Source organism: Stutzerimonas marianensis, from assembly GCF_022810315.1.
Lineage (GTDB): Bacteria > Pseudomonadota > Gammaproteobacteria > Pseudomonadales > Pseudomonadaceae > Stutzerimonas > Stutzerimonas marianensis.
Window position 1 is genome coordinate 291,287 of sequence record NZ_JALGRD010000006.1, and the last position, 26,353, is coordinate 317,639.

General features: G+C 64.1%; 20 protein-coding genes. 12 read left to right on the forward strand and 8 right to left on the reverse strand.

Annotation, left to right across the window (positions count from 1 at the left end; genetic code table 11):
* Positions 1 to 12 precede the first annotated feature (12 nt).
* The 3 genes from MST27_RS12835 to MST27_RS12845 all read left to right on the forward strand — a co-directional run bounded on the left by MST27_RS12835 (position 13) and on the right by MST27_RS12845 (position 4,141).
* A complete protein-coding gene (locus tag MST27_RS12835; RefSeq protein WP_243606329.1) occupies positions 13 to 1,563 on the forward strand; it encodes a cation:proton antiporter domain-containing protein in 1,551 nt (516 codons plus the stop codon).
* A gap of 184 nt (positions 1,564 to 1,747) precedes the next feature.
* Positions 1,748 to 3,247, forward strand: coding sequence for a nucleobase:cation symporter-2 family protein (locus MST27_RS12840; protein WP_243606330.1), 1,500 nt, complete (start codon positions 1,748 to 1,750; stop codon positions 3,245 to 3,247).
* A 72-nt stretch (positions 3,248 to 3,319) separates the two neighbouring features.
* Positions 3,320 to 4,141, forward strand: a complete 822-nt coding sequence (locus MST27_RS12845; protein WP_243606331.1) for an outer membrane protein OmpK — start codon at positions 3,320 to 3,322, stop codon at positions 4,139 to 4,141.
* Positions 4,142 to 4,215: 74 nt separating this feature from the next.
* Here the strand turns inward: MST27_RS12845 and MST27_RS22785 are convergent, their stop codons facing one another.
* A complete protein-coding gene (locus MST27_RS22785) occupies positions 4,216 to 6,147 on the reverse strand; it encodes a methyl-accepting chemotaxis protein (RefSeq protein ID WP_243606332.1) in 1,932 nt (643 codons plus the stop codon).
* A 255-nt stretch (positions 6,148 to 6,402) separates the two neighbouring features.
* Between MST27_RS22785 and MST27_RS12855 the strand changes: the two genes are divergently transcribed.
* Both MST27_RS12855 and MST27_RS12860 read left to right on the forward strand, forming a co-directional pair.
* Positions 6,403 to 7,026, forward strand: coding sequence for a TetR/AcrR family transcriptional regulator (locus MST27_RS12855; RefSeq protein ID WP_243606333.1), 624 nt, complete (start codon positions 6,403 to 6,405; stop codon positions 7,024 to 7,026).
* A gap of 171 nt (positions 7,027 to 7,197) precedes the next feature.
* Positions 7,198 to 9,258 (forward strand): putative bifunctional diguanylate cyclase/phosphodiesterase, encoded by a 2,061-nt coding sequence (locus MST27_RS12860; RefSeq protein ID WP_243606334.1) that lies wholly within the window; start codon positions 7,198 to 7,200, stop codon positions 9,256 to 9,258.
* Between the two features lie 6 nt (positions 9,259 to 9,264).
* On the opposite strand, the gene MST27_RS12865 is transcribed toward MST27_RS12860, so the two are convergent.
* Positions 9,265 to 10,146 carry a GIDE domain-containing protein gene (locus tag MST27_RS12865; RefSeq protein ID WP_243606335.1) on the reverse strand — a complete coding sequence of 294 codons (882 nt, stop codon included), beginning with the start codon at positions 10,144 to 10,146 and terminating at the stop codon, positions 9,265 to 9,267.
* A 5-nt stretch (positions 10,147 to 10,151) separates the two neighbouring features.
* On the reverse strand, positions 10,152 to 10,724 hold the full coding sequence (locus MST27_RS12870; protein WP_243606336.1) for a LemA family protein: 573 nt from the start codon (positions 10,722 to 10,724) through the stop codon (positions 10,152 to 10,154).
* Positions 10,725 to 10,909: 185 nt separating this feature from the next.
* Here MST27_RS12870 and MST27_RS12875 point away from each other — a divergent pair, with 185 nt between their 5' ends.
* From MST27_RS12875 to MST27_RS12905, 7 genes are all read left to right on the forward strand, one after another.
* Positions 10,910 to 12,247: an imelysin family protein gene (locus MST27_RS12875; RefSeq protein ID WP_243606337.1), complete on the forward strand. Its 1,338-nt coding sequence runs from the start codon at positions 10,910 to 10,912 to the stop codon at positions 12,245 to 12,247.
* 160 nt (positions 12,248 to 12,407) lie between these two features.
* Positions 12,408 to 13,826, forward strand: coding sequence for a di-heme oxidoreductase family protein (locus tag MST27_RS12880; RefSeq protein WP_243606338.1), 1,419 nt, complete (start codon positions 12,408 to 12,410; stop codon positions 13,824 to 13,826).
* Positions 13,827 to 13,863: 37 nt separating this feature from the next.
* A complete protein-coding gene (locus MST27_RS12885; protein WP_243606339.1) occupies positions 13,864 to 14,937 on the forward strand; it encodes an imelysin family protein in 1,074 nt (357 codons plus the stop codon).
* A gap of 1 nt (position 14,938) precedes the next feature.
* The gene (locus MST27_RS12890; protein ID WP_243606340.1) at positions 14,939 to 16,033 is read left to right on the forward strand and encodes a DUF1513 domain-containing protein; all 1,095 of its coding nucleotides are present in this window, start codon (positions 14,939 to 14,941) and stop codon (positions 16,031 to 16,033) included.
* A gap of 112 nt (positions 16,034 to 16,145) precedes the next feature.
* A complete protein-coding gene (locus tag MST27_RS22790; RefSeq protein WP_243606341.1) occupies positions 16,146 to 17,771 on the forward strand; it encodes a methyl-accepting chemotaxis protein in 1,626 nt (541 codons plus the stop codon).
* Positions 17,772 to 18,010: 239 nt separating this feature from the next.
* Positions 18,011 to 19,165 (forward strand): efflux RND transporter periplasmic adaptor subunit, encoded by a 1,155-nt coding sequence (locus MST27_RS12900; RefSeq protein ID WP_243606342.1) that lies wholly within the window; start codon positions 18,011 to 18,013, stop codon positions 19,163 to 19,165.
* A 21-nt stretch (positions 19,166 to 19,186) separates the two neighbouring features.
* Positions 19,187 to 22,237, forward strand: a complete 3,051-nt coding sequence (locus tag MST27_RS12905; protein ID WP_243606343.1) for a multidrug efflux RND transporter permease subunit — start codon at positions 19,187 to 19,189, stop codon at positions 22,235 to 22,237.
* A 91-nt stretch (positions 22,238 to 22,328) separates the two neighbouring features.
* Here the strand turns inward: MST27_RS12905 and MST27_RS12910 are convergent, their stop codons facing one another.
* The 5 genes from MST27_RS12910 to MST27_RS12930 form a co-directional block, all read right to left on the reverse strand.
* Positions 22,329 to 22,559, reverse strand: coding sequence for a hypothetical protein (locus MST27_RS12910; RefSeq protein WP_243606344.1), 231 nt, complete (start codon positions 22,557 to 22,559; stop codon positions 22,329 to 22,331).
* A gap of 218 nt (positions 22,560 to 22,777) precedes the next feature.
* Positions 22,778 to 24,418, reverse strand: coding sequence for a chaperonin GroEL (gene groL / locus MST27_RS12915; RefSeq protein ID WP_243606345.1), 1,641 nt, complete (start codon positions 24,416 to 24,418; stop codon positions 22,778 to 22,780).
* A 55-nt stretch (positions 24,419 to 24,473) separates the two neighbouring features.
* Entirely contained in the window at positions 24,474 to 24,767 is a 294-nt protein-coding gene (locus MST27_RS12920) for a co-chaperone GroES (protein WP_003294630.1), read from the reverse strand.
* A 251-nt stretch (positions 24,768 to 25,018) separates the two neighbouring features.
* Positions 25,019 to 25,483, reverse strand: coding sequence for an FxsA family protein (locus MST27_RS12925; protein ID WP_243606346.1), 465 nt, complete (start codon positions 25,481 to 25,483; stop codon positions 25,019 to 25,021).
* A 116-nt stretch (positions 25,484 to 25,599) separates the two neighbouring features.
* Entirely contained in the window at positions 25,600 to 26,304 is a 705-nt protein-coding gene (locus tag MST27_RS12930) for a HugZ family pyridoxamine 5'-phosphate oxidase (RefSeq protein WP_243606347.1), read from the reverse strand.
* Positions 26,305 to 26,353 lie beyond the last annotated feature (49 nt).

Genomic DNA, 26,353 nt, shown 5'->3' on the forward strand with positions numbered 1-26,353 from the left:
AAGAACTGACCCATGATCGAAGCCACCTGGATCGCCTTCGCCTTCGCGCTCGGGCTCGCCTCGCGCGCGATCGGCCTGCCGCCGCTGATCGGCTATCTGGGTGCCGGCTTCGCCCTGGCAGCCTTTGGCGACCGCATTGGCGTTGGCCCACGGGACAGCGAAATCCTCGCCCACCTTGCCCATCTCGGCGTGCTGCTGTTGCTCTTCACCGTCGGGCTCAAGCTCAAGCTGAGCAACCTGGTGCGGCGCGAAGTGATCGGCGGCAGCCTGCTGCACTTCGGCATTTCCAGCCTGATCGTGCTGCCGGCGATCTTCTTCTTTCTCGATACCAGTTGGCGCGACAGCCTGCTGCTGGCGGTCGCGCTGTCATTTTCCAGCACCGTGCTGGCGGCCAAGGTGCTCGAAGGCAAGCGCGAATTGCGCGCCTTCCATGGCCGCGTCGCGATCGGCGTGCTCATCATCCAGGACCTGATTGCCCTGGTGGTGATGAGCATCGCCAGCGGCAAGGTACCCTCCGCCTGGGCCCTGCTGGTGTTTCTCTTGCCGCTGCTTCGCCCGTTGCTGTTCCGCCTGCTCGACTATAGCGGTCACGAAGAACTCATGGTGCTGCTCGGCCTGATGCTGGCGCTGGTCGCGGGCGGCCTGGGCTTCGAATATGTCGGCCTCAGCTCGGAACTGGGCGCCCTGGCGTTCGGCGCGATGCTCGCCAAGCACAAGCGCGCGACCGAACTTTCCAACTCGCTGTGGGCAATCAAGGAAGTCTTCCTCGTCGGCTTCTTCCTGCAGATCGGCATCGGCGGTCTGCCGGACATGGATGCGATGCTCTTCGCGGGGGCCGTGGCGCTGCTGCTGCCGCTCAAGGGCGCGCTGTTCTTCTTCCTCTTCCTGCTGTTTCGCCTGCGCGCGCGCAGCGCCTTTCTCAGCGCCTCGAGTCTGACCAACTACAGCGAATTCGGCCTGATCGTCGCCAGCGTGGTACTGCCGCAATGGCTGACGCCACTGGCGATCACCGTGGCGCTGTCGTTCGTCATCTCGGCGCAACTGAACCGGATTTCGCACCCGCTATACGATCGCCTGGCCAAACGCCTGATTCCGCTCGAGCGTGACATCCGCCACCCGGACGAACAGCCCGTTTCGCTCGGCGACGCGCAGATTCTGGTCATGGGCATGGGCCGTACCGGGCGCGCCGCCTACGATCATCTCAAGGCGCAGGGCTGGCGCCTGATCAGCCTCGACTCGGACCTGGTCACGGTGAAGAAGAGCAGCGAGAACGACCGCCATGTGCTATTCGCCGATGCCGAGGATCAGATGTTCTGGGAGAGCCTGGAGATGAATCAGGTCAAGGCGGTGATCCTGGCGATGAACGATCCGGAGGCGAAGATCATTTCTACCCGCAAGCTGCGTGGCAAGGGCTTCAGCGGCCTGATCGTCTCGCATGCCATGTACGACGATATCGCCAAGCAGATCGAAGCCGCTGGCGCGGACCGTACCTACCTGACGATGAGCGAAGCCGGTGCGGGCCTGGCCGAGCATGTCGCGAGAGAGCTGCGCGCGGCCCATTGACACGGCGGGTGCACGGTCGTCCGGATTGTGCACAATTACAAAATTTATTGTTTCATCTACTGTCCACAGGTTGTTATAGTCGAGCGCATCCTGACCGAGCGAACAGCTTTTTTCGGCCAGTGATAGAGGTCCGTGCAGCCTCGAAAGCCCATGACCGAACAATAACGAATGGCAGGCTTGACTCATGACCGCAACCGAACCCAGGAGCGGTGACGCTCCCAATCAGGACCTGATCTACCAGCTGGAAGATCGCCCCGGTCCGCTCCCCGCCACCTTCGCCGCGATCCAGCATGTGCTGGCCAGTTTCGTCGGCGTGATCACTCCGACCCTGATCATCGGCAGCGTGCTGGGCCTGGGTGAGCATGTGCCCTATCTGGTCAGCATGGCGCTGTTCGTCTCTGGCATCGGAACCTTCATCCAGGCCAGGCGCGTCGGCCCGATCGGCGCCGGCATGCTCTGCCTGCAGGGCACCAGCTTCGGCTTTCTCAGCGTGGTGCTGGCGGCCGGCTTCATCGTCAAGAACCGCGGCGGCACCCCGGAAGACATCCTCGCGACGCTCTTCGGTGTGAGCTTCTGCGCGGCATTCGTAGAAATCGCCGTCAGCCGCTGCATCGACCGGCTGCGCCGGATCATCACACCCGTGGTCACCGGCACCATCATCAGCCTGATGGGCCTGTCGCTAATCAAGGTCTCGATGACCGACATCGCTGGCGGTTACGGCGCCGAAGACCCCGGCGCCCTGCCCAACCTCGCACTGGCCGGTCTGGTGCTCGGCACCATCATCGTGCTCAACCGCTTCGGCATTCCGCTGCTGCGGCTGTCCGCGGTGATCGTCGCGCTGGTGGTGGGCTACGCCGCCGCCTGGATGATGGGCATGGTGGATTTTTCCAGCCTCGCCACGCTACCGGCACTGAGCGTGCCGCAGCCATTCAAGTTCGGCTTCGCCTTCGACTGGATGGCCTTCATCCCCATCGCGGTGATCTTTCTCATCACGCCGCTGGAAACGGCGGGCGACCTCACCGCGAACTCGATGATTTCGCGTCAGCCGGTCAAGGGCCCGCTGTACCTCAAGCGGATCAAGGGCGGCATCCTGGGCGACGGCTGCAGCTCACTGCTCGCCGCGACCTTCAACAGCCTGCCGATGACCACCTTCAGCCAAAACAACGGCGTGATCCAGCTCACCGGCGTGGCCAGCCGGCACGTCGGGCTGTACATCGCCGCGATCCTCATCCTGCTGGCGCTGTTCCCGGTCGTTGGCGGCGTGCTGCAACTGATGCCCAAGCCGGTGCTCGGCGGCGCGACCTTGATCATGTTCGGCACGGTTGCCATCGCCGGCATCAAGATACTCGCCGAAGCCGGGCTCAACCGCCGCAACATGCTCATCGTCGCCATCTCGCTGGGCCTGGGGCTGGGCGTGGCAGCGGTACCGGATGTGCTCAACCACCTGCCCGAGGTGCTGAAGAACATCTTCGGTTCACCCATCACCATCGGTGCCTTCAGCGCGATCCTGCTCAATTTCTTCCTGCCCCGCGAACCGGAGGAAGACGACAACTACGACCCGGACAACCTGATCGAGGACACGATCGGCACCAACACCCTGGCCGTGAACATCCCGGACTATTCCAAGACCGAGCCCAAGGCGATCACCCGCGATCCCTCCGCCCAACTCACCCCGACCGGCTGATCGCCCGCGCGCCGGGCATCGCAGCCTGGCGCGCCCCTCCGACTACAACAACAAAACCAAAAGGGTATCCGCATGACCTCCAAGCTCGCACCGCTCTCGCTGGCTCTGGCCGGCACGCTTCTCGCTGCGCCCGCCTTCGCCGACGACATGCTGCACTGGCAGAACAACAGCCTCACCTACCTGTACGGCAAGGACTACAAGATCAACCCGCCCATCCAGCAGACGCTGACCTTCGAACACGCCAGCGGCTGGGCCTGGGGCGACATGTTCCTGTTCATCGACAACATCTTCTACAACGGCGTCAGCGGCAGCGATGGCCACACCTATTACGGCGAGTTCAGCCCGCGTCTGTCGCTGGGTAAGCTCAGCGGCCAAGACCTGGCCTTAGGCCCGGTCAAGGACGTGCTGCTCGCCGCCACCTATGAGCGCGGCGAGAGCACCGACGGCGTACCGAACCAGAACTACCTGCTCGGCCCGGCGGTTGACCTCGACGTGCCTGGTTTCGATCGCCTGGCCATCAACCTTTACTACCGCAAGCCGGACGGCAGCACCGGCAAACCGGCCGGCCAGTGGCAACTCACACCAACCTGGGCGATCACGATCCCGGTGGGCAAGTCCGACATCCTCTTCGATGGCTTCATCGACTGGGTGGTAAACGACGCCGGGTCCGAGCGCCGCGGGGACTTCGTCTCGAAGAACCTGCACATCAACCCGCAGATCAAGTACGACCTGGGCAAGGCACTCGACGGGGAGCCGGGACGGCTCTACGTGGGCTTCGAGTACGACTACTGGTCGAACAAGTACGGGATCGAGGATGGCGGGTTCGTCAGCCGCAACTTCGTGGGGCCAACCGACCAGAACACGGCGAGCTTCCTGGTGAAGGCGCATTTCTAGAGCCGCTGCCGCGCTTGTAAGGGAAAGGAAAAAGGCGACCTGCGGGTCGCCTTTTTCGTGGTCAGCGCTTTCGGCTACAACCGGAAACTCCCCATCTGCCGCCCCAGGTCTTCCGCCAGCTGCGAAAGCGCCTGGCAGTCGCTCCGGCAGGCCTGCACGTCCCGCGCCGTAGCCTGCGCCAGGTCGGCGATACCCTGCACGTTATGAGTGATTTCCTCGGTCACGCTGCTCTGCTCCTCGGTCGCCGCTGCGACCTGGGTGTTCATGTCGCTGATCGCCTCGACCTGCTCGGTGATGGCGCTCAGCGACTGCCCGGTGCGCTGGCTGGCCTGCACACCCGTCCCCGTCGCCGCCTGACCGGCATGCATCGAATTCACAGCAGTCTGCGCGCCGTTCTTGAGCCCCTGAATCATTTGCTGGATCTCATCGGTCGACGTCTGGGTACGACTGGCCAGGGTACGCACCTCGTCGGCGACGACGGCGAACCCGCGCCCCATTTCGCCGGCACGGGCGGCCTCGATCGCGGCGTTCAGGGCCAGCAGGTTGGTCTGTTCGGAAATGCTACGGATCACCGCCAGCACCTTGTCGATGGACGCGACCTGCTGCGCCAGGTCAGTCACCGACTCGGCCGCGTGGCCGATCTCGCCGGACATCCGCTCGATATGCGCGATGGACTCGCCAACGACCGTGCGCGCCTGCATCGCCTCGCTGCGCGCACCTTGCGAGGCCTGCGCCGCGTTGCTCGCGTTACGGGCGATTTCCTGCACGGTGAGGCCCATTTCGTGCACGGCGGTAGCGACCATGTCCGTCATCTCGTGCTGGCGACCGGCACGCGTCGCCGTGTTGTCGACCACCTGCGCCACCTGGCCGACGGCCGTTCGCAATTGCTGGCTGGTCGTCAGCACGTCGCCGATCAACACTCGCAGGCTTGCGATGAAGCGGTTGAAACCGCGAGCCAGGTCACCCAGCTCATCGGCGCGGCTCTCGTCCAGGCGTCGAGTCAGGTCACCGCCACCGCCACCAATCTCGACCAGCGCCTGGGTAACCTGCCGAATGGGCTTGACCAGGCCCCGCGCCAGCCAGACGACCAGTCCGAGGAAGAACAAGGCAATGCAGGCGCCGATCAGGCTGATGGTCCAGAGCGTCCGACGCGCCTCGGCGAAGATTTCCGCTTCGGGCACCTCGCTGACGAGCACCCAGCCAAGGCTCTCGAGCGGCTGCGCGATGGCCAGAAAGGTTTCCCCATCCCGCTCGAAACGCACGGCATCACGGACCCCGCCGAGGAGCTGCCGCGCGGCCTCGCTGCCCGCCAGGGTCGAAAGATCGGTGCGGTCATTGTGCTCGGCGCGAGGATGCACCTTGACCCGCCCATCCGCATTGATCAGGTAGACCTCGCCGCGCTCGCCAAAACGGAAATTGCTGATCAGCTCGGACATGCTGCTCAAGCTGTAGCCGAGACCGGCGACGCCCAACGTGCGCCCGCCCGACTCAATCCGCTGGTTGATGAACAGCGTGGGCTGGCGGGTGGTCTTGTCGATGTCGATCTCGAAGCGCCGTTCGATGCTGCTGTCGGCCAGGCTATAGAACCAGGCATCACCAGCAGCACTGCGGCTGAGCGTGCGTGACAGCCCAGCCTCGGAATAGTAGTTGCCGCTCTCAAGCACGGCGATGGAGGTGGTCAGCGCCTTCTGTTGAGCCTTGACGCCCTCCAGGTAGCGGCCGACCGCATCGGCATCGAGCCCCGTTTCGCCGCTGCGCAGCCAGTCATGGACCAAGGCATTGCTGGCTATCCCCGCCGTGGCAGTGATGGGCGCGGTCAGCGTGCGCTCGATGTCGTTGCCGATGGCGCCGACGTTCGCCGGTAGCGCCTGCCCCACCAGGTAGCGCTCGGCCAGCCGATTGACCGCGGATGAATACACCAGGATCACGATCAGCAGGCTGGTCAGCAGGGCCGCCCCCATGCTGACGATCAACTGCCACTGGATACTGCGTTGCATGAAAGGCATAGGGTGACCCTCGAGCACAGGATTAAGTACACATCTATCGGCAAAAATGTATACAAGTTGAATTTCTGACGCCAGGTATTTATCGACTGCACAGACGAGAGGCTGGAGGACCGTCCGGCGGACCGTCATGCATCAGGCGAACGGCAGCGTTGGCGACCGGCCAGCGAGCGTTCCGCTTCCTTGAGACGGCCAGGACGCAGGTGCTAGGATTCCCGCCCGGCCAACCGGCCTCGCAGGTAGTGAATCGAAGGGCCCATGACCAGTATCCGCGAGCGCAACAAAGCATTGATCCTTCGCGCAGCAAGCGAGGAATTCGCCGAGAAGGGCTTCGCCGCCAGCAAGACGAGTGATATCGCCGAGCGCGCCGGGCTGCCCAAGCCCAACGTCTACTACTACTTCAAGAGCAAGGAAAACCTCTACCGGGAGGTGCTGGACAGCATCGTCGAGCCCCTGCTGCAGGCCTCGGAGCCCTTCAACCAACCCGGGCATCCGGCCGATGTCCTGCGCGCCTACATCCGCACCAAGATCCGTATCTCGCGCGAGCACGCCTGCGCCTCCAAGGTATTCGCCAGCGAGATCATGCACGGGGCTCCGCACCTGCCCCCGGAGCGAGCCGAGCAACTCAATGCCCAGGCCAGCCACAACGCTGCCTGCATCCAGCGCTGGATCGACCAGGGCCTCATGGCTCAGGTGGACCCCAACCATCTGCTGTTCAGCATCTGGGCGGCGACCCAGACCTATGCCGACTTCGACTGGCAGATTTCCACCGTGACCGGCAAGGCCCACCTCGAAGACGCCGACTACGACGCCGCGGCGGAGACCATCATCCGCCTCGTCATCAAGGGCTGTGACGTCCAGGAATCGGCGCCGTCCCGCTGATGCCGACAAAGCACGCCCCCGCTTTTGCCCCGGCGAAACAGCGACGGGCGGCTCTGCGGCGAGGGATGTGTTTTTGATAACGTTTTGCCATACAGCATGGCGTCAGCTTTTGACGTATGCCCTGCGCCTATCAATACTGGCGAACAAGCGGCCCGGAAAAAGGAAATTCTTTTGAGCCAACTGCGCAACAGCCTGTCGCGACAACTGTTACGTATCGTCTTGCTGTCCGCGCTGGCCGTCGGATTGGTATTGAGTTGTTCGCAGATCATCTTCAACGCCTACAGCACGCGCCAGCTCATCGACGCCGAGGCGCAGCGAATCCTGCGCATGACGCGAGACCCCTCGACGCAAGCGATCTACAGCCTGGACCGCGAGATGGGCGCCCAGGTGATGGAGGGGCTGTTCCAGCACGAGTCGATCCGCAAAGCCGCCATCGGCCATCCCGGCGAGGAGCCACTGGCATTCAAGTCGCGGCCCTTGTCGGCGCAGCCGACCCGCTGGATCACCGACCCCATCCTTGGCCGCGACCAGGACTTCTCCACACCCCTCATCGGCCGTCCACCCTACAACGAGTACTACGGCGACCTGAGCATCACCCTGGACACGGCACGCTACGGCGAGGAGTTCGTCAGCAACTCCCTGGTGATCTTCGTGGTCGGCATGCTGCGCGCGCTGACGCTGGGTCTGGTGCTTTACCTGATCTACGAATGGTTGCTGACCCGGCCACTGACCAAGCTCATCGAGCACCTCTCGAACATCAACCCGGATCGCCCCAGCGAAAACAAACTGCCGATGCTCAAGGGCCACGAAGAAAACGAGCTAGGCCTCTGGGTCGAGACGGCGAACGGCCTGCTCGCCTCGATCGAACGCAACATGCAGTTACGCCACGCCGCCGAGAGCAATCTCGAACGCATGACCCAGTTCGACTTCCTGACCGGCCTGCCCAACCGCCTCCAGCTGCAACAGCAACTCGACCATATCCTGACCGAAGCCGGGCGCCTGCAGCGCCGGGTCGCCGTGCTGTGCCTGGGCCTGGACGATTTCAAGGGCGTCAACGAACAGTACAGCTACCAGAACGGCGATCGCATGCTCATCGCGCTGGCCGATCGCCTGCGCAAGCAGAGCGGGCGCATCGGCGCACTGGCTCGCCTGGGCGGCGACCAGTTCGTCATGGTGCTATCCGGCTTCGACAAACCCTACGAAGCCGCCGAACTGGCGCAGCAGGTGCTCGACGACCTCGAACGGCCGATCGTCCTCGATCGCGACAACGTTCGCCTGCGCGCCACCATTGGCATCACCCTCTTCCCGGAAGACGGCGACAGCACCGAAAAACTGCTGCAGCGAGCCGAGCAGACCATGACCCTGGCCAAGAGCCGGGCGCGCAACCGGTACCAGTTCTACGTCGCCAGCATCGACAGCGAGATCCGTGAGCGGAGGGAGCTACAGAAGGACCTCGGCGAGGCCATTCAGCGCGGCGAGTTCAAGCTCGTCTACCAGCCGCAAATCGACTATCGGCTCAAGCGCATCACCGGAGTGGAAGCACTGTTGCGCTGGGCGCACCCCAGCGGGCGGATGGTACCGCCGGACACCTTCATCCCGCTGGCCGAGCAGAACGGCAGCATCATCGCCATCGGCGAATGGGTGCTGGACCAGGCCTGCCGGCAGCTTCGCGAATGGCATCAACAGGGCTTCACCGATCTGCGTATGGCGGTCAACCTGTCCACGGTCCAGCTGCACCATGCCGAGCTCCCCAACGTGATCAGCAACCTGTTGGCTGCGCACCAGTTGCCGCCGGAAACGCTGGAACTCGAGGTGACCGAAACCGGGCTGATGGAAGACATCGCCGCCGCCACGCACAACTTGCACAGCCTGCGCCGCTCCGGCGCGCTCATTGCCATCGACGATTTCGGCACCGGCTATTCATCGCTGAGTTACCTCAAGAGCCTGCCGCTGGACAAGATCAAGATCGACAAGAGCTTCGTCCGCGACATGGACGCCGACGAGGGCGACGCCACCATCGTGCGCGCCATCATCCAGCTCGCGCGCAGCCTCGGTATGCAGGTCATCGCCGAGGGCGTGGAGACCGCCGAGCAGGAACGCTACCTGATTGCCGAGGGGTGCAACGAAGGCCAGGGCTATTACTACAGCAAACCGGTCCCGGCCGAGGAGCTGGACAGCCTGCTGCGCCAGTCCTTGCGCTTCGAGCGCAGCTTCAATCACGAGCCGTTGTAGCGGCGATCAGGTCCAAGCGGCAGCGACCATCAGCGCGCCGAGCAGACAGAGCAAGGCACCACCCAGCGCCTTCCACCGATAGCGTCGCACCAGTACTTCCTCGCCGTGGCTGGACAGCACGAATGGCAGCCCTTGCGGCGGCCGCGCCAGCAGATGCCGGACCGGCTGTTCGCTGGCGGCGCGATGGCGTTGCTCGGCCTCGAGCTCGGCGGCGAGCCGCACCCGCCCCCATTCCGCCATATCGAGCTTGCCATCGCGATTATTGTCGAAGCGACGCAGCAGCCCGGCGTACTCTCCCTTCCACTCACGAACGATCTCAGCGCGGGCGGCCTCGAGCGCCAGCCCAGCGCGCCCTCCGCCCTCACTGCGGAAGTCGCCGACGGCGTACAACGGCTCGCCGGCATGCAACCGTTCCTCGGTGTAGCGGTAGCGCCGCGTGCCGCCAAGCCATGCCAGCAGGCCGGTCGACGGCAGCCCGCGTGGGTGGCGCAGGTCACCCGTCCAGACGTCACGCCGGCTCGGCAGTACATCCGCGCCGCGCGGGTCGATCAAGCAGTCGCCAGTGCCATCGAACAGCTTGAGCAACTCGGTGCTGACACCGTGCTCGAGCACTCGCCAGCTGCCGCGATTGTTCGTCCGGCGGTACTCCTCGATCCGGTAGCGCCACCACAGGCATGGCCGGGCGGTGAGCGGCGCCAGCAGCGGCGTGGCATCCGCGCGCTCGACCAGCACGCCAGCGAGCTCGACGTGGCCTTGAGCCGCCGAACGAATGCGCGAGGTGGGCGTGTCCTGAAAATGACGCAACCGTGACAAGCGACCGACCCACAACCAGCCGCCCACCAGCGCGAGGACTGCGCCCATGCCGAGCTGCAACCATGACGCGTCCATCGGGATCAATCGAACAGCGGCTTGAGGTCGACATCGGCACGCTCGGCCTCGCTGAATTGCAGCAAGGCCGCCTGGCGGAAGCCGAACGCCCGCGCCAGCAGCACATCGGGAAACTGCTCGATGCGGACGTTGTTCAGGTTGACCGATTCGTTGTAAAGCTCGCGGCGGTCGGCAATGCCGCTTTCCAGCCCGCTGATGCGCTGCTGAAGGTGGCGGAAACTTTCACTGGCGCGCAGCTCGGGATAGCTTTCCGCGACTGCGAACAGCCGGCCCAACCCGGCGCGCAGGCCTGTCTCGGCCTGCCCCAGCGCGGCGACATCGCCCTGCTCACGGGCGCTCGAGACGGCGTTGCGGGCCGCGATCACCCGTTCCAACGTGGCTCGTTCATGCTGCATGTACTGCTTGCAGGTCTCGACCAGCTTGGGTAGTTCCTCATGACGCTGGCGCAGGAGCACGTCGATGTTCGACCAGGCTTTGCCAACGCCGTGCTTGAGCCTTACCAACCCGTTGTAGAGCACGACTGCGTAGGTGGCGACCAGGAACAACAGGACCAGCAGGATCACGGCGCTCAGGCTCATCGGGGCTTTCCATGGGAACAAGGTAGGGAAACGGCATTCTAACGGCAGCTTCTCGCGCCATACGCGACCGACGCCACGCAATTTCTTTGCACAAAATGAAAATCTTTCGCATTATGCGCCGATACCGTTTGTCGCAGCCTCGCTGTCGACGCGTTCATACAAACCTGCAAGCAAAGGAACCCGCCATGCTACGCACTCCCGTCTGGGCCACCGCCAGCCTGTTGGCTGTCGCCATTTCTCTCGCTGGTTGCGGCGAAGACAAAGCGCCGGCCGAACAGGCCTCCGCACCGCAAGCCACTACTCAGAGCGAACCGGCAGCGGCTGCCCCCGAAACGGTGAACAGCGAAGCGGCCCAGGCCGTGGTCAAGCACTACGCCGACATCGCGCATGCCGTATTCAGCGACGCGCACAGTGCCGCGCTGAAGTTGCAGGAAGCAATCGACCAACTGCTGGCCAACCCGACCGATGAAACGCTGCAGGCAGCAAAGGACGCCTGGCTCGCGGCGCGCGTCCCCTACATGCAGAGCGAAGTGTTCCGCTTCGGCAATCCGGTGGTCGACGACTGGGAAGGTCAGCTCAACGCCTGGCCGCTGGACGAAGGCATGATCGACTACGTCGAGGGCGATTATCAGCACGCGCTGGGCAACCCGGGCGCCACCGCGAATATCATTGCCAACAAGGAACTGCAGATTGGCGAAGACAAGATCGACGTCAGTGAAATCACCGGCGAAAAGCTTGCCAGCCTGAACGAGCTGGCCGGCTCCGAGGCTAACGTCGCCACTGGCTACCATGCCATCGAATTCCTGCTGTGGGGCCAGGACCTCAACGGCACCGAAGCCGGCGCGGGCCAGCGTCCGGTCAGCGATTTCATCGAGGGAGACGGTTGCACCGGTGGTAACTGCGACCGTCGCCGCACCTACCTGAAGGCGGCCACCGAGCTGCTGGTCAGCGACCTCGAAGAGATGGTCAACGAGTGGAAGCCCGGCGCCGACAACTACCGCGCCAGCCTGGAGAAGGAATCGGCCGAGAACGGCCTGCGCAAGATGCTCTTCGGCATGGGCAGCCTGTCGCTGGGCGAACTGGCGGGCGAGCGCATGAAGGTCGCGCTGGAAGCCAACTCCCCCGAAGACGAGCACGACTGCTTCAGCGACAACACCCACAACTCGCACTACTACAACGCCAAGGGCATCCGTAACGTCTATCTGGGTGAATACACCCGCATCGACGGTAGCAAGTTGACCGGCCCGAGCCTGGCGTCGCTAGTCGAAGGCATCGATCCGGAGCTCAACAGCACGCTCAAGTCCGATCTCGAGACGACCGAAGCCAAGATGCAGGTCCTGGTCACCAGCGCCGAGAATGGCGAAGCCTTCGACCAGCTGATCGCTCCGGACAACACCGAAGGTCAGGAAAAGGTGCGCGACGCAATCGCCGCGCTGGTCAAGCAGACCGGCTCGATCGAAAGCGCTGCCGCCGCGCTCGGTATCAGCGACCTGAACCCCGACACCGCCGATCACGAGTTCTGATCGGCTGCGGGAGGCTGCAGCGCAACGCTGCAGCCACTGCCGGCCCGTCACTGCGTTCTCGAAGCGCACAACGGGCCCGGCCTCCTGAATGAAAATTGCTCTTATTTAGCCACGCCCGGCCTGCTAAGATTGCCGCCTTTTCCAAGGCCCTGGTCACTCGATGCGCCCGTCATGCCGTTCAGCTCTCGTCCTGCTATTCGCCCTTGCGCTCGGTGCCTGCGACGAGCCCGCCCCGCGCTTCGAACAGGCTGAACCCGGCGAAGCCCTCTCGGCCGGCAGCGCGACGGTCAAGCGATTCGACCAGAACGCGTTTTCCATGCCAGCGGCCAATCTGGCGCCGATCAGGCGCGTCGATTTCAGCGTCGGCAACAGTTTCTTCCGCAACCCCTGGGTCATCGCGCCCTCCTCGACCACCGCACGCGACGGCCTCGGCCCGTTGATGAACACCAACGCCTGCCAGAATTGCCACATAAAGGATGGCCGTGGTCACCCCGTCGAAGGCGAGCAGGGCAATGCCGTGTCCATGCTGGTACGGCTATCGATTCCAGCCGGAGACGCCCACGCCGAGGTCGTCAGGCAACGCGGGATCGCGCCGGAACCAACCTACGGCGGCCAGCTGCAGGACATGGCGATTCCCGGCGTCGCGCCCGAAGGCAAGGTGCGCCTCAGCTACGGTACTCACATCGAGCGCTTCGCCGATGGCCATGAGGTCGAGCTGCGCAAACCGGCGCTGCACCTCACGCAGCTGGGGTATGGCCCACTGCATCCGGATACGCAGTTCTCGGTTCGCGTCGCGCCCCCGATGATCGGCCTGGGCCTGCTCGAAGCCATCCCTGAATCGGCGCTGCTTGCCCACGCCGACCCGGATGACCGCAACGGCGATGGCATCTCCGGCCGGCCCAACCGCGTCTACGACCAGGCTACCGGCAAAACCGTCATGGGCCGCTTCGGCTGGAAGGCGGGACAGCCCACGCTCAATCAGCAGAACGCGGACGCCTTCTTCAACGACATGGGCTTGAGCACCCGCCTCTTCAATGGCACCAGCTGCACCGAGCGTCAGCAGGAATGCCGCGCCCTGCCTGATGGCGGCGAGCTGGAAGTCAGCGACAACATCCTGGCCCAGGTGCTGTTCTATACCCGCAACCTGGGTGTCCCGGCCCGCCGCAACGTGGACGACCCGCAAGTGCTCACCGGCAAGGGCCTGTTTCATCAGGCCGGCTGCCAGCGCTGCCATGTCCCGGCATTCACCACCAGTGCCGAGGCTGCCGAGCCGGAACTGGCCAGCCAGCTGATCCGTCCCTACACCGACCTGCTATTGCACGACATGGGCGAAGGTCTGGCCGACGGCCGTCCCGAGTTCGAAGCCACCGGTAGCGAATGGCGTACCCCACCGTTGTGGGGTATCGGGCTGACCGAAACCGTCAGCGGCCATACCCAGTTCCTGCACGACGGCCGCGCACGCAACCTGCTCGAGGCGATCCTCTGGCACGGTGGCGAAGCGGAGCAGGCGAAACAGACGGTGCTTGGCTTCGACCAGGCCGAACGCCAGGCCCTGCTGGCCTTTCTCGAATCACTCTAGCTACGGAACATGAATTCCGTGCCAACCGGGGAACATCATGCACTCGAATCCTTACCCACGTTTTGCCGCCGCCATCACGCTTGGGCTGTTGCTGAGCGCCTGCGCACCGAGCGATCCCTACGCCGAAACGAGCACCACCCTGACCGACGAGGTCCTGCTGCCCGCCTATACGCAATGGGCCGAGGCCAACCGGCGCATGGCTGCCAGCAGCATCGCGTTCTGCGCGGACAACGAGGAGCTTGACGCGACGCGCCAGGCTTTCCTCAACGCCCAGTTCGCCTGGGCCGGTCTGCAACCGATGCTCGTCGGCCCGATGGGCGAAGGCAACCGCGCCTGGCAGGTTCAGTTCTGGCCCGACAAGAAGAACCTGGTCGGCCGCCAGGTCACGGCCCTGCTCAAGCGCAAACCCAACCTCACGCAAGCGGACATCGAGAACGGCAGCGTCGTGCTGCAGGGCCTGTCGGCCTACGAATACGTGCTGTACGACAAGGCCGTCGACCTCACCGACAGCGCCACCAAGGCACGCTACTGCCCGCTGCTCGAGGCCATCGGCGAACACCAGCAGAAGCTCGCCGCCGACGTGCTTCAGGCCTGGGAAGCCGAGGACGGCATGACCGAGCAGCTCAAGGAATTCCCCAACGAGCGCTATGCCGACGCCAGCGAAGCCATTGCCGACATCCTGCGCGTCCAGGTGACGGCGCTGGACGGTCTGAAGAAGAAGCTCGGCGCACCGCTGGGCCGCCAGACCAAAGGGCATCCCCAGCCGTTCCAGGCCGAAGCCTGGCGCAGCGATGCCACCCTCGGCAGCATCGACGCCGCGCTCGCCGGCGCTCAACGCCTGTGGCAGGGAGCGGACGACAATGGCCTCAAGGCGCTGGTGCCAAAGGACCAGCAGGATCTGGCCTCGCGTATCGAGGTGGCCTACGCCACTACCCGCAAGCACCTCGCCGATGCCATGGTGCCGTTCAGCGAACTCATCGCCAACGAGGCAGGACGTGAACGGCTCGATGCGCTCTATGACGACCTGAACACCTTGCACCGCCTGCACCAGACCGAACTCGCCCGCGCGCTGGGCGTGCAGATCGGCTTCAACGCCCACGACGGAGACTGACATGAAACGCCGTGCCTTCCTCGGCTTGGGCAGTGCCCTGGTTGCCGCCACCGCGGTCGGGGGCTGGACCCTTACCCATACCTCCACGCAGCCATTGCTGCTGTCGGCGCGCGACGATGCCGACGGCAAGCACTACGCGGTTGGCTATCGGCTCGACGGCACTCGTGTATTCGCCACGCCGGTCGCCGAGCGTTGCCATGACATCTACGCCCACCCGCACCTGCCGCTGGCTGTCTTCGTCGGCCGGCGCCCGAGCCGCGAGAGCTACCTGATCGACAGCCGCGACGGCACCTTGCTGCAAGTGATCGCTTCGCCCCCCGATCGTCACTTCTATGGCCATGGCGTATTCCATGCCAGCGGCGATCTTTTCTACGCCACCGAGAACGACACCACCGACGCAGGCCGCGGCGTATTGGGCCTTTATCGTGTCGAGGAGCGTCGGCTGGTACGCATCGGCGAGCACCCCACCCACGGCATCGGCCCGCATCAGTTGCTGTGGATGCCGGACGGCGAAACCCTGGTCATCGCCAATGGCGGCATCCGCACCGAGGCCGACAGCCGCGAGATGATGAACCTCGACGCCATGGAGCCGAGCCTGGTCTTGCTGCGCCGCGATGGCATCCTGGTCAGCAAGGAACAGCTGCCCGAGCAGATGAACAGCGTGCGGCACCTGGCCGTCGCGGCCGATGGCACCGTGGTCTCCGGCCAGCAGTACGAAGGCGATCCCCTTGACCGCGCCCCGCTGCTCGCCATCAAGCGCCCGGGTCAGCCCTTCCAGCCGTTCCCGCTCGGCGAGGCGCAGCGCATGACCATGAACCAGTACACCGCCAGCCTGGCGATCAACGACAGCTTGCGACTGCTTGCCGTCACCGCTCCTCGCGGCAACACCCTGTTCGTCTGGGATCTGGACAGCACAGCACTGCGCGCCGAGATTCACCTGCCCGATTGCGCTGGCGTCGCCGCGGTCGACAAGGGCTTCGTGGTCAGCTCCGGACAAGGCCGTTGCCGCCTGCTCGACTGCACCGGCGAACGCTTCGCCAGCATGCCGCTGCAGCTGCCGGCCGGGCTCTGGGACAACCATCTGCGCCTGGTCTGAACACGCTCAAGTATCGAGTGACCGAGCCGAAACAGGGTGCGACATGGACGTCTCGACGGCCAACTGGCGCACCCTGCGTTAGCGGCATTACCCACTCGATGCGAGACCGTACATGACTCTCAAGACGTCCCTGCGCGCACAGATGCTGGTGCTGATTGCCGGCAGCCTGGCGACCATGCTGCTTATTGCACTGGGCAGCTTTTCCTTCCTGTCCAAGGACATCGCCGCGTATCAGCAATTGCTCAAGGGCCCGATCGAGGCCTCGCGGCTCATCGACCAGGCCAACCTCGAATTCAAGATCCAGGTCCAGGAGTGGAAGAACGTACTGCTGCGCGGCAAGTCGCCGGACAATCTGGACAAGTACTGGAAGAGCTTTGAAGCCCAGGAAGGCAAGGTGCAGGCGCTGCTCGGCACCCTGGTGCAGGCCAACCAGCACGATACCGCGCTGACCACCTCACTGCGCACCCTGCAGGATGAACACCGCAAGCTGGGCGCTGCCTATCGCGTCGGACGTGACGCCTTCCTGGCCGCCGGCGCCGACCCCAGCGCGGGAGACGCCGCGGTCAAGGGCATCGACCGCGCCACGAGCGACCAGCTCAGTGCGCTGGTCAACCAGTTGCGCGACAGCGCACAGCAGAACTCATCGACCATCAGTCGGGGCGCCGACCAGACGATCGTCACCGGCTCGCTGATCATGCTGATCGCCGGTGTATTGGTCACTCTGCTCAGCCTCTGGCTGGTCAATCGCAACCTGGTGTCGCCGATTCGCCACCTGATCGACCATATCGCCAAGCTCAGCCAGGGCCAGTTCTCCGAGCGCGTCGACAGCAGCCGCAAGGATGAACTGGGCCGCCTGGCCGTCGCGGCCAACGTGCTTCGCGACTTCCTGGCCGATACCTTCACCCGTCTGCAGCGCAGCACCTCGGATCTCGATAGCGCCAGTGGCGAGCTGAACGCGATCGCCGCGCTCATGAGCCAGGGCACCCGCGACCAATTCTCGCGCACCGATCAGGTCGCCACGGCCATGCAGGAAATGTCCGCCACGGCCCAGGAAGTGGCCCGTCACGCCGCCCACGCCGCCCGCGCAGCGGATGCCGCCGACCGTTCGGCGCAGGATGGCGAGCAGGTCATGCGTTCGACCATCGCGACCATCACCCACATGCGTGGCGAAATCAGTAACACCGCAGACGTCATCCGCCAGCTGGAAGCCGACAGCGGCCGCATCGGCAAGGTACTGGAAGTGATCCGCGGCATCGCTGACCAGACCAACCTGCTGGCGCTCAACGCAGCGATCGAAGCAGCCCGTGCCGGTGATGCAGGACGGGGATTCGCCGTGGTTGCCGACGAAGTGCGCACCCTGGCACGCCGCACGGCCGACTCGACGGCGGAAATCCACCAGATCATCGACACCGTGCAGACCGGCGCCGTGGATGCGGTGCGCGCGATCGAAAGCGGCCAGACCCACAGCGACAAGGGCGTCGAGCAGGTAACGGTGGCCGGCGACATGCTGCAGCGCATCACCCATGAGATCGAGGCCATCCGCGACATGAACCGGCAGATCGCGACCGCCGCCGAGGAGCAGACATCCGTCGCCGAGGACATCTCGCGCAACCTCGTCGAAATCACCCGCATCGCCACGACCAACCAGGACAACGTCGACCGCACCGAGAAGGCCAGCCAGAACCTGCATGAGCTGTCGACCGGGCTCAGCGACGTCACTCGCCGCCTGGCCAGCTGACGCCCCCCAGGGCAGAGAGGCGGCGGCCCGGTCCTGCCCGCCTCTCCCACCCTCTCCCGACCGGGCCAGCCCTTTACTTGCGCCCGGTTCGCGGCTAACGTCTCCTTCGCTTTCATGGACCGCCTGGTCCAGCTAACAACAGATCGAGACCAGCCCCAGGCTGCACTCGTGACGCGTGTCCATCGGCTGCCTCGTACACGGCATTAGCAGCCGGCTCATTTCTCCAAGGAATACGGAACATGTGGCGCCGCATGCTGTTCATGCTCGGCGCGGTGATCGTCGTGGTACTGATCCTCGCCGCGCTCAAGTTCAACACCATCTACACCCAGATCCAGCAATTCCAGGCGCCCAAGCCGCCGATCGCGGTCGAAGTCCGGGAAGCCCGGCGCGAACCCTGGCAACGCCGGCTCCCCGCCATAGGGACACTGACTGCCTCGCAGGGCATCGACCTCACGGTGGAAATCGCCGGTACCGTCAGCGACGTCCAGTTCCGCTCCGGCGAAAAGATCGAGAAAGGCCAGCCCGTTGTCTTGCTCGACAGCGAAATCGAGCGTGCCAGCCTGGCCGCGGCCCAGGCCGACCTGCATCTGGCCAAGGTCGAGTTCGAGCGCGCGAGCAGCCTGGTCGACCGCCAGGCCATCTCCCGCAGCGAATTCGACCGCCTCAACGCCGAGGCGCAGAAAGCCGCGGCCACTGTCGAACAGCTCAAGGCCAGCCTGGCGAAGAAGCGCATCCTGGCGCCATTCTCCGGCACCATCGGGATTCGCCAGGTCGACGTCGGCGATTTCGTCGCAGCCGGTACGCCGTTGGCGACGCTGCAGGACCTGTCCACCCTCTTCGTCGATTTCTACCTGGCCGAGCAACAGGTGCCCCTGCTCGCGCTCGACCAGCCGATCCATGTCCGGGTCGCGGCGTTCCCGGGCGAGCATTTCGAAGGCCGGATCGTCGCCATCAACCCCAAGGTCGAGATCACCACGCGCAACGTCCAGGTTCGCGCCGAACTGGCCAACCCAGGCGAGCGATTGTTGCCGGGCATGTTCGCTGATCTGGAAGTGCTGCTACCTGAGCAAGCACCGCAGGTGGTGGTCCCGGAGACCGCCATCACCTACACGCTGTATGGCAACTCCGTGCTGCTGGTCAAGGAAGGCCAGCCGCCCGAAGGCGAAGCGTCGGCCGCGACAGCCGAGGCCGACGAGCCCTACCTCGTCGTCGAGCGACGCTTCGTCAGGACGGGCGATCGCCGGGGCGGTGAGGTGGTGATCCTCGAGGGCCTCGAAGCGGGCGAGCAGGTGGTGGTCGCCGGTCAGCTCAAGCTCGACAACGGCGCCCATGTGGCAATTGCCGAGACGCGCACGCTCGAAACCGAACAGAACGCCCCGTCCACGCCCCGCTGACCGAGCGCCCAAGGATACGTCATGGCCTTTACAGACCCGTTCATCCGTCGTCCGGTGCTCGCCAGCGTGATCAGCCTGCTGCTTGTCCTGCTCGGCCTGCAGGCCTTCACCAGCCTGGTAATCCGCCAGTACCCGCAGATGGAGAGCGCGCTGATCACGGTGACCACCGCCTATCCCGGCGCGAATGCCGAAACCATTCAGGGCTACATCACCCAGCCGCTGCAACAGAGCCTGGCCAGCGCCGAAGGGGTCGATTACATGACCTCGGTGAGCCAGCAGAACGTTTCGATCATCTCCGTCTACGCCCGCATCGGCGCCGATACCGATCGCCTCTACACCGAATTGCTCAGTCAGGCCAACTCGGTGAAGAATCAGCTGCCACAGAATGCCGAGGATCCGGTACTGAACAAGCAGGCCGCCGACTCGACGGCGCTGATGTACATCAGCTTCTACAGCGATCAGCTGAGCAATCCCCAGATCACCGATTACCTGTCGCGCGTCATCCAGCCGAAACTGGCGACACTGCCCGGCATGGCGGAAGCGGAGATTCTCGGCAATCAGGTGTTCGCCATGCGCCTGTGGCTGGACCCGGTGAAACTGGCTGCCTACGGCCTGGCCGCCTCGGACATCAACGATGCCATTCGCAAATACAACTTCCTCGCCGCCGCTGGCGAGGTGAAAGGCCAATACACCGTCACCAGCATCAACGCCGACACCGAACTGAAGACACCGGAAGCCTTCGCCCGCATTCCGGTCAAGACCGAAGGCGACAGTCGGGTGCTGCTCGGCGACGTGGCGCGGGTCGAGATGGGCGCCGAAAGCTACAACGCGGTCAGCTCCTTCGACGGTATTCCTTCGGTCTACATCGGCATCAAGGGCACACCCAGCGCCAACCCGCTGGACGTGATCGAAGAAGTCCGCGCGGTGATGCCACAGATCCAGTCGCAGCTGCCACCCGGCCTGAAAGTGACCATTGCCTATGACGCGACGCGCTTCATCCAGGCGTCCATCGACGAGGTGGTCAAGACGCTCGCCGAAGCGGTAGTGATCGTCATCGTCGTGGTATTTCTCTTCCTCGGGTCGCTGCGCTCGGTGCTGATCCCGGTGGTGACCATCCCGCTGTCGATGATCGGCGTGCTGTTCGTCATGCAGGCCATGGGGTACTCGATCAACCTGCTCACCTTGCTGGCGATGGTCCTGGCGATCGGCCTGGTGGTGGACGACGCGATCGTCGTGGTGGAGAACATCCACCGGCACATCGAGCAGGGCAAGACGCCCTTCCAGGCGGCCATCGACGGCGCCCGCGAGATCGCCATGCCCGTGGTGACCATGACCATCACCCTCGCCGCCGTGTACGCGCCCATCGGCTTCCTGCAGGGGCTGACCGGCGCCCTGTTCCAGGAGTTCGCCTTGACGCTGGCCGGCGCCGTGCTGATCTCGGGCATCGTGGCGCTGACGTTGTCGCCCATGATGTGTTCGCGCCTGCTGCGTCACGAGGAGAACCCCAGCGGCCTCGCCCACCGGCTCGACCTGCTGTTCGATCGCCTGAAGCGCCGCTACCAGCGCGCCCTGCACAGCACGCTGAACACGCGTCCGGTGGTCCTGGTGTTCGCGGTGATCGTGCTCGGTCTGATTCCGGCCTTGCTGATGTTCACCGAGAGCGAGCTGGCGCCCGAGGAGGATCAGGGCATCATCTTCATGATGGCTAGCGCTCCCCAGACCGCCAACCTCGACTACCTGAACGCCTACACGGATCAGTTTCTCGAGATATTCAAGTCGTTCCCCGAGTACTACTCCTGGTTCCAGATCAATGGATTCAATGGCGTGCAGAGCGGCATCGGCGGCTTTCTCATGACGCCCTGGGACGAGCGCGAGCGCACGCAGATGGAGGTACTCCCCGAGGTTCAGGCAAAGATCGACCGAATCCCCGGCCTGCAGGTGTTCGGCTTCAACCTGCCCTCGCTTCCCGGCACCGGCGAAGGCCTGCCGTTCCAGTTCGTGATCAACACGGCCAGCGACTACGAGTCGCTGCTGCAGGTCACCGAACGAATCCGGGACAAGGCACAGGCCTCGGGTAAGTTCGCCTTTCTCGACGTCGACCTGGCGTTCGACAAGCCGGAAGTGGTGGTCGACATCGACCGTCAGAAGGCGGCGCAGATGGGCGTCAGCATGGAAGACCTCGGACTGACCCTGGCGACCCTGCTCGGTGAAAGCGAGATCAACCGTTTCACCATCGAAGGCCGCAGCTACAAGGTGATTGCCCAGGTCGAGCGAGCCTACCGCGACAATCCGGGGTGGTTGAACAACTACTACGTGAAGAACGACCGAGGCGAGATGTTGCCGCTGTCGACGCTGATCACCGTCAGCGACCGCGCCAGGCCGACCCAACTGACCCAGTTCCAGCAGCTCAACGCGGCGACCATCCAAGGCTTTCCCATCGTCAGCATGGGCGAGGCCATCGAGACGCTACGCAGCATCGCCGCCGAGGAGGCACCGCAGGGTTTCACCTTCGACTATGCCGGTGCGTCGCGTCAGTACATCCAGGAAGGCAACGCACTGTACGTCACCTTTGGTCTGGCACTGGCGGTAATCTTTCTGGTGCTGGCCGCGCAGTTCGAAAGCTTCCGTGATCCCCTGGTGATTCTGGTCACGGTGCCGTTGTCGATCTGCGGCGCCCTGGTCCCCCTGTTTCTCGGCCTGTCCAGCATGAACATCTATACCCAGGTCGGCCTGGTGACGCTGATCGGCCTGATCAGCAAGCACGGCATCATGATCGTCGAATTCGCCAACCAGCTGCGCCTGGAACGGGGTTTGAGCCGGCGGGAAGCGGCCGAGGAAGCCGCCGCCATTCGCCTGCGGCCGGTCCTGATGACCACCGCGGCGACGGTCTTCGGCATGGTCCCGCTGATCCTGGCCAGCGGTGCCGGCGCAGTCAGCCGCTTCGATATCGGCCTGGTGATCGCCACGGGCATGACCGTGGGTACGCTGTTCACCTTGTTCGTGCTACCGGCGGTCTACAGCCTGCTGGCCAGCCCGGACCGCCCAGAAGACGCCTTGCAGGAGCGCGCCTAGAGGCATCAGCGCTGTCGCAGCGCCGGATGGTGAAGAAGGGAAATTGCGGGGGCACATCGCGCCCCGGGTCGCGGGGTCCCTACTGCGGGCGTCACCCCTGACTGACAAGGCTCTGTGACAGGCCGTACATGAACAGGAGCAGGTCGTGATCCGGGCGAACCTCGGCCGCAGAGGCTCGCGCCATGCGCGGCACCGGGCACTGATTGCCAAGCTCGCTTCGCGCAATGACCCGGGCGTCAGGTTCGTTCCAGGCGGCCGCGCACAACGAAGCGACGCCCAGCGCGCCAACCAGAAACAGTCCTCGTGCCATTTCAAGCTTCATTGCGCAAACCTTTGATATGTCGTGATTTGAGAATCTGACCATAGACCAGGGTGAACCAGGTCGCTCGGCCAGGCGACCAACGGTCCATCGCCTGATGCATCGACCGCGTGGCGGAGAAACTGCCTGCGCCAGATGACGGCAGCATGACGCGCCGTCGTGCGTCCAAAAAAAAGCCCCGCACGAGGCGGGGCTTCTGGTACAGCGGGGTACCGGTCGGCTTACATCATGCCGCCCATGCCACCCATGCCGCCCATGTCCGGCATGGCCGGAGCCGGCTTGTCTTCCACGATCTCGGCAATCATGGCTTCGGTGGTGATCATCAGACCGCCGATGGAAGCCGCTGCCTGCAGTGCCGAACGGGTAACCTTGGCCGGGTCGAGAATGCCCATCTCGATCATGTCGCCGTACTCGTCGGTCGCAGCGTTGAAGCCATAGTTGCCCGAACCCTGCTTGACCTTGTCGACCACAACGCTCGGCTCGCCACCGGCATTGGCAACGATCTGACGCAGCGGCGCTTCAACAGCGCGGCGCAGCAAGGTGATACCGACGTTCTGATCTTCGTTGTCACCCTTGAGCTCGGAGATCGCCTGCAGAGCGCGCACCAGGGCAACGCCGCCGCCAGGCACCACGCCTTCTTCGACGGCTGCACGAGTAGCATGCAGGGCGTCTTCAACGCGGGCTTTCTTCTCTTTCATCTCAACTTCGGTGCCAGCGCCGACCTTGATCACCGCAACACCGCCAGCCAGCTTGGCCAGACGCTCTTGCAGCTTCTCTTTGTCGTAGTCGGAGGTGGTGTCTTCCACCTGCTTGCGGATCTGCGCAACGCGGGCTTCGATGTCGACCTGCTGGCCAGCACCATCGATGATGGTGGTGTTTTCCTTGTTCAGCACGACGCGCTTGGCGTTACCCAGGTGCTCCAGGGTAGCGGTTTCCAGGCTCAGGCCGACTTCTTCGGAAATCACGGTACCGCCAGTCAGGATCGCGATGTCCTGCAGCATGGCCTTGCGACGATCGCCGAAGCCAGGCGCCTTGACGGCAGCAACCTTGACGATGCCGCGCATGTTGTTGACGACCAGAGTGGCCAGAGCTTCGCCTTCGACGTCTTCAGCAACGATCAGCAGCGGACGACCGGCCTTGGCAACGCCTTCCAGCACCGGCAGCAGTTCGCGGATGTTGGAGATCTTCTTGTCGACCAGCAGCAACATCGGGTTGTCCAGCTCGGCGACCATGGTGTCCGGCTTGTTGATGAAGTACGGGGACAGGTAGCCGCGATCGAACTGCATGCCTTCGACGACGGACAGCTCGTTTTCCAGGCCCGAGCCTTCTTCAACAGTGATGACGCCTTCTTTGCCGACCTTTTCCATGGCTTCGGCAATGATCGCGCCGATGGAGCTGTCGGAGTTGGCGGAGATGGTGCCGACCTGAGCGATGGCCTTGAAGTCGGCGCACGGCTTGGACAGGTTCTTCAGTTCCTTGACGATGGCGATGGTCGCCTTGTCGATGCCGCGCTTGAGGTCCATCGGGTTCATGCCGGCCGCAACGGCCTTCAGGCCTTCGTTGACGATGGCCTGGGCCAGAACGGTCGCGGTGGTGGTGCCGTCACCGGCTTCGTCGTTGGCCTTGGACGCAACGTCCTTGACCAGCTGGGCGCCCATGTTCTCGAAACGATCCTTCAGCTCGATTTCCTTGGCGACGGAAACGCCATCCTTGGTGATGGTCGGAGCACCGAAGCTCTTCTCCAGCACCACGTTGCGGCCTTTCGGGCCGAGGGTCGCCTTGACCGCGTCCGCCAGGACGTTCACGCCAACCAGCATCTTCTTGCGAGCGGAGTCGCCGAACTTAACTTCTTTAGCAGCCATGTTGATTCTTCCTCAAAATCTGTTGATGGAGCGCAATTCGCAAAGCGAACGCTGATCAGGCTTCGACGACGGCGAGGATTTCGTTCTCGCTCATCACCAGCAGGTCTTCACCGTCGACCTTGACGGTATTGCTGCCGGAGTAAGGGCCGAACACGACCTTGTCACCGACCTTGACGGCCAGGGCACGTACTTCGCCGTTGTCCAGAACGCGGCCAGTGCCAACAGCGACGACTTCGCCACGGTTCGGCTTTTCGGCAGCGGAGCCCGGCAGAACGATGCCGCCTGCGGTCTTGGTTTCTTCTTCGCTGCGACGAATCACGACGCGGTCATGCAGAGGACGAAGCTTCATTGTCGATCTCTCCTAGTACAGTGATTTCCATGCCGGTGCATCTGCATCGGCGGGTTGGGCAAATCCGGCGGTGCCGGTTGCGGCCCGCAACGCGAGCCGCAGAAGACGGACTGTCAAATCGCGACAGCGACCTTTCGGTGTCCGCTACATGCGGGCGGGGAAAACGAATTCAAGGGGCGCGTCGTGATTTTTTTCATCTGAGAACGAAAAAAGGCATGCCCGAGCATGCCTTCGATCGATTGTCCCGACCGCTACTTGTCGCGGCGCTCCCACTCGCCCTCGATCACGTTGGGCCGATGGTTGGCGGGCTGCTCGCCGCTCCGTTGCCGAATGTCATCTTCAAAAGCACGACGGCGCTGCGCCTGACGCTCGATACGGCGCCCAACCAGGCCCAGAAACAGCCGACGGGTCGGCGGAAAGAGCACCAGCAGGGCGATCACATCGCTGAGAAAACCAGGCAGGAACAGCAACCCGCCGGCCACCGCCATCATCAACCCCTGGAGCATTTCCTGCTCCGGTAGCTCACCGCGCGCGAGGCGCTCACGCGCTCGCCAGGCGGTGGCGAACCCGGCCAGACGCAACAGCAGAATGCCCGCCATACCACTGATGATCAGTAGCAGGATGGTCGGCAGAACGCCAATGGAACTGCCGACCTTGATCAGCACAGCCAGCTCGGCGAGCGGAAAGAGCAAAAAAAGAAGCAGGAAGATACGCATCGAAGATCCTTTGGCGGAAGAACAGCTTCCGAAGTGGTGTAAATGACGTCGGACGTCGGCGGATTCAACCCATGGCCGCCCTCGCCCTGTAACGAATTATTCGCGCTTTCGGTCGATCACGCCCTGGCCATCGAGACGAGCGCATGGCGCACAGCGCCGGGATTGGTACAAGGTTCGGGGAACGCCAGCCAGTGGATCGCCTGCCCGATGCGCAGGTGGAACCCTTCGCTGTCGATCCCCACCATCTGTGCCGGTTCGCTGGCGCGCAGTCCGGCCTGCTGTACGTAATGGGCAATCGCGGCGGTATGGTCGGCGTTCATGTGTTCGAGCATGCCGCCTTCCCGATCGCCCTCCCCCGCGAAGGGATTGCCCAGCGCGACCTGATCCAGCCAATGAATCGCGCCGAAGCCGCCAATGAACCGCCAGCGCACCGGCTGCAATGTCCAGAAATCGAAGTCATGCGCGCGGTGATAGTCTCGCGATTCGGGGAAATAACGGTAGTAACGCAGCGCCGCGGCTTCGATGGCGGCTTCGGAATCGAGCGGGCGGGCCTCGGCCAACAAGGTCAGGCGACCGGCCGCCTGCACATCCTCCGCCCCGCGCTCGCCGACCAGCAATGAGCAGCGCCGGTCCGCCATCAGGTTGCGCGTGTGCTGGGCGATCCGGCTGATCAGCAGCAGCGGGCAACCGGCGGCGTCCAGGCAATAGGGCACGACCGAACCGAAGGGGAAACCGGGCATGGCCTGCGAGTGGGTGGAGAGCATGCCGCGGTATTCCTTGAGCAGTAAGAGTCGGGCATGCTTGGTGGCTTCTGCGCTCACGGAGGCTCCTCGGGGCGGGTCACGGCTGGGTCGCCCCAGCATACCGATT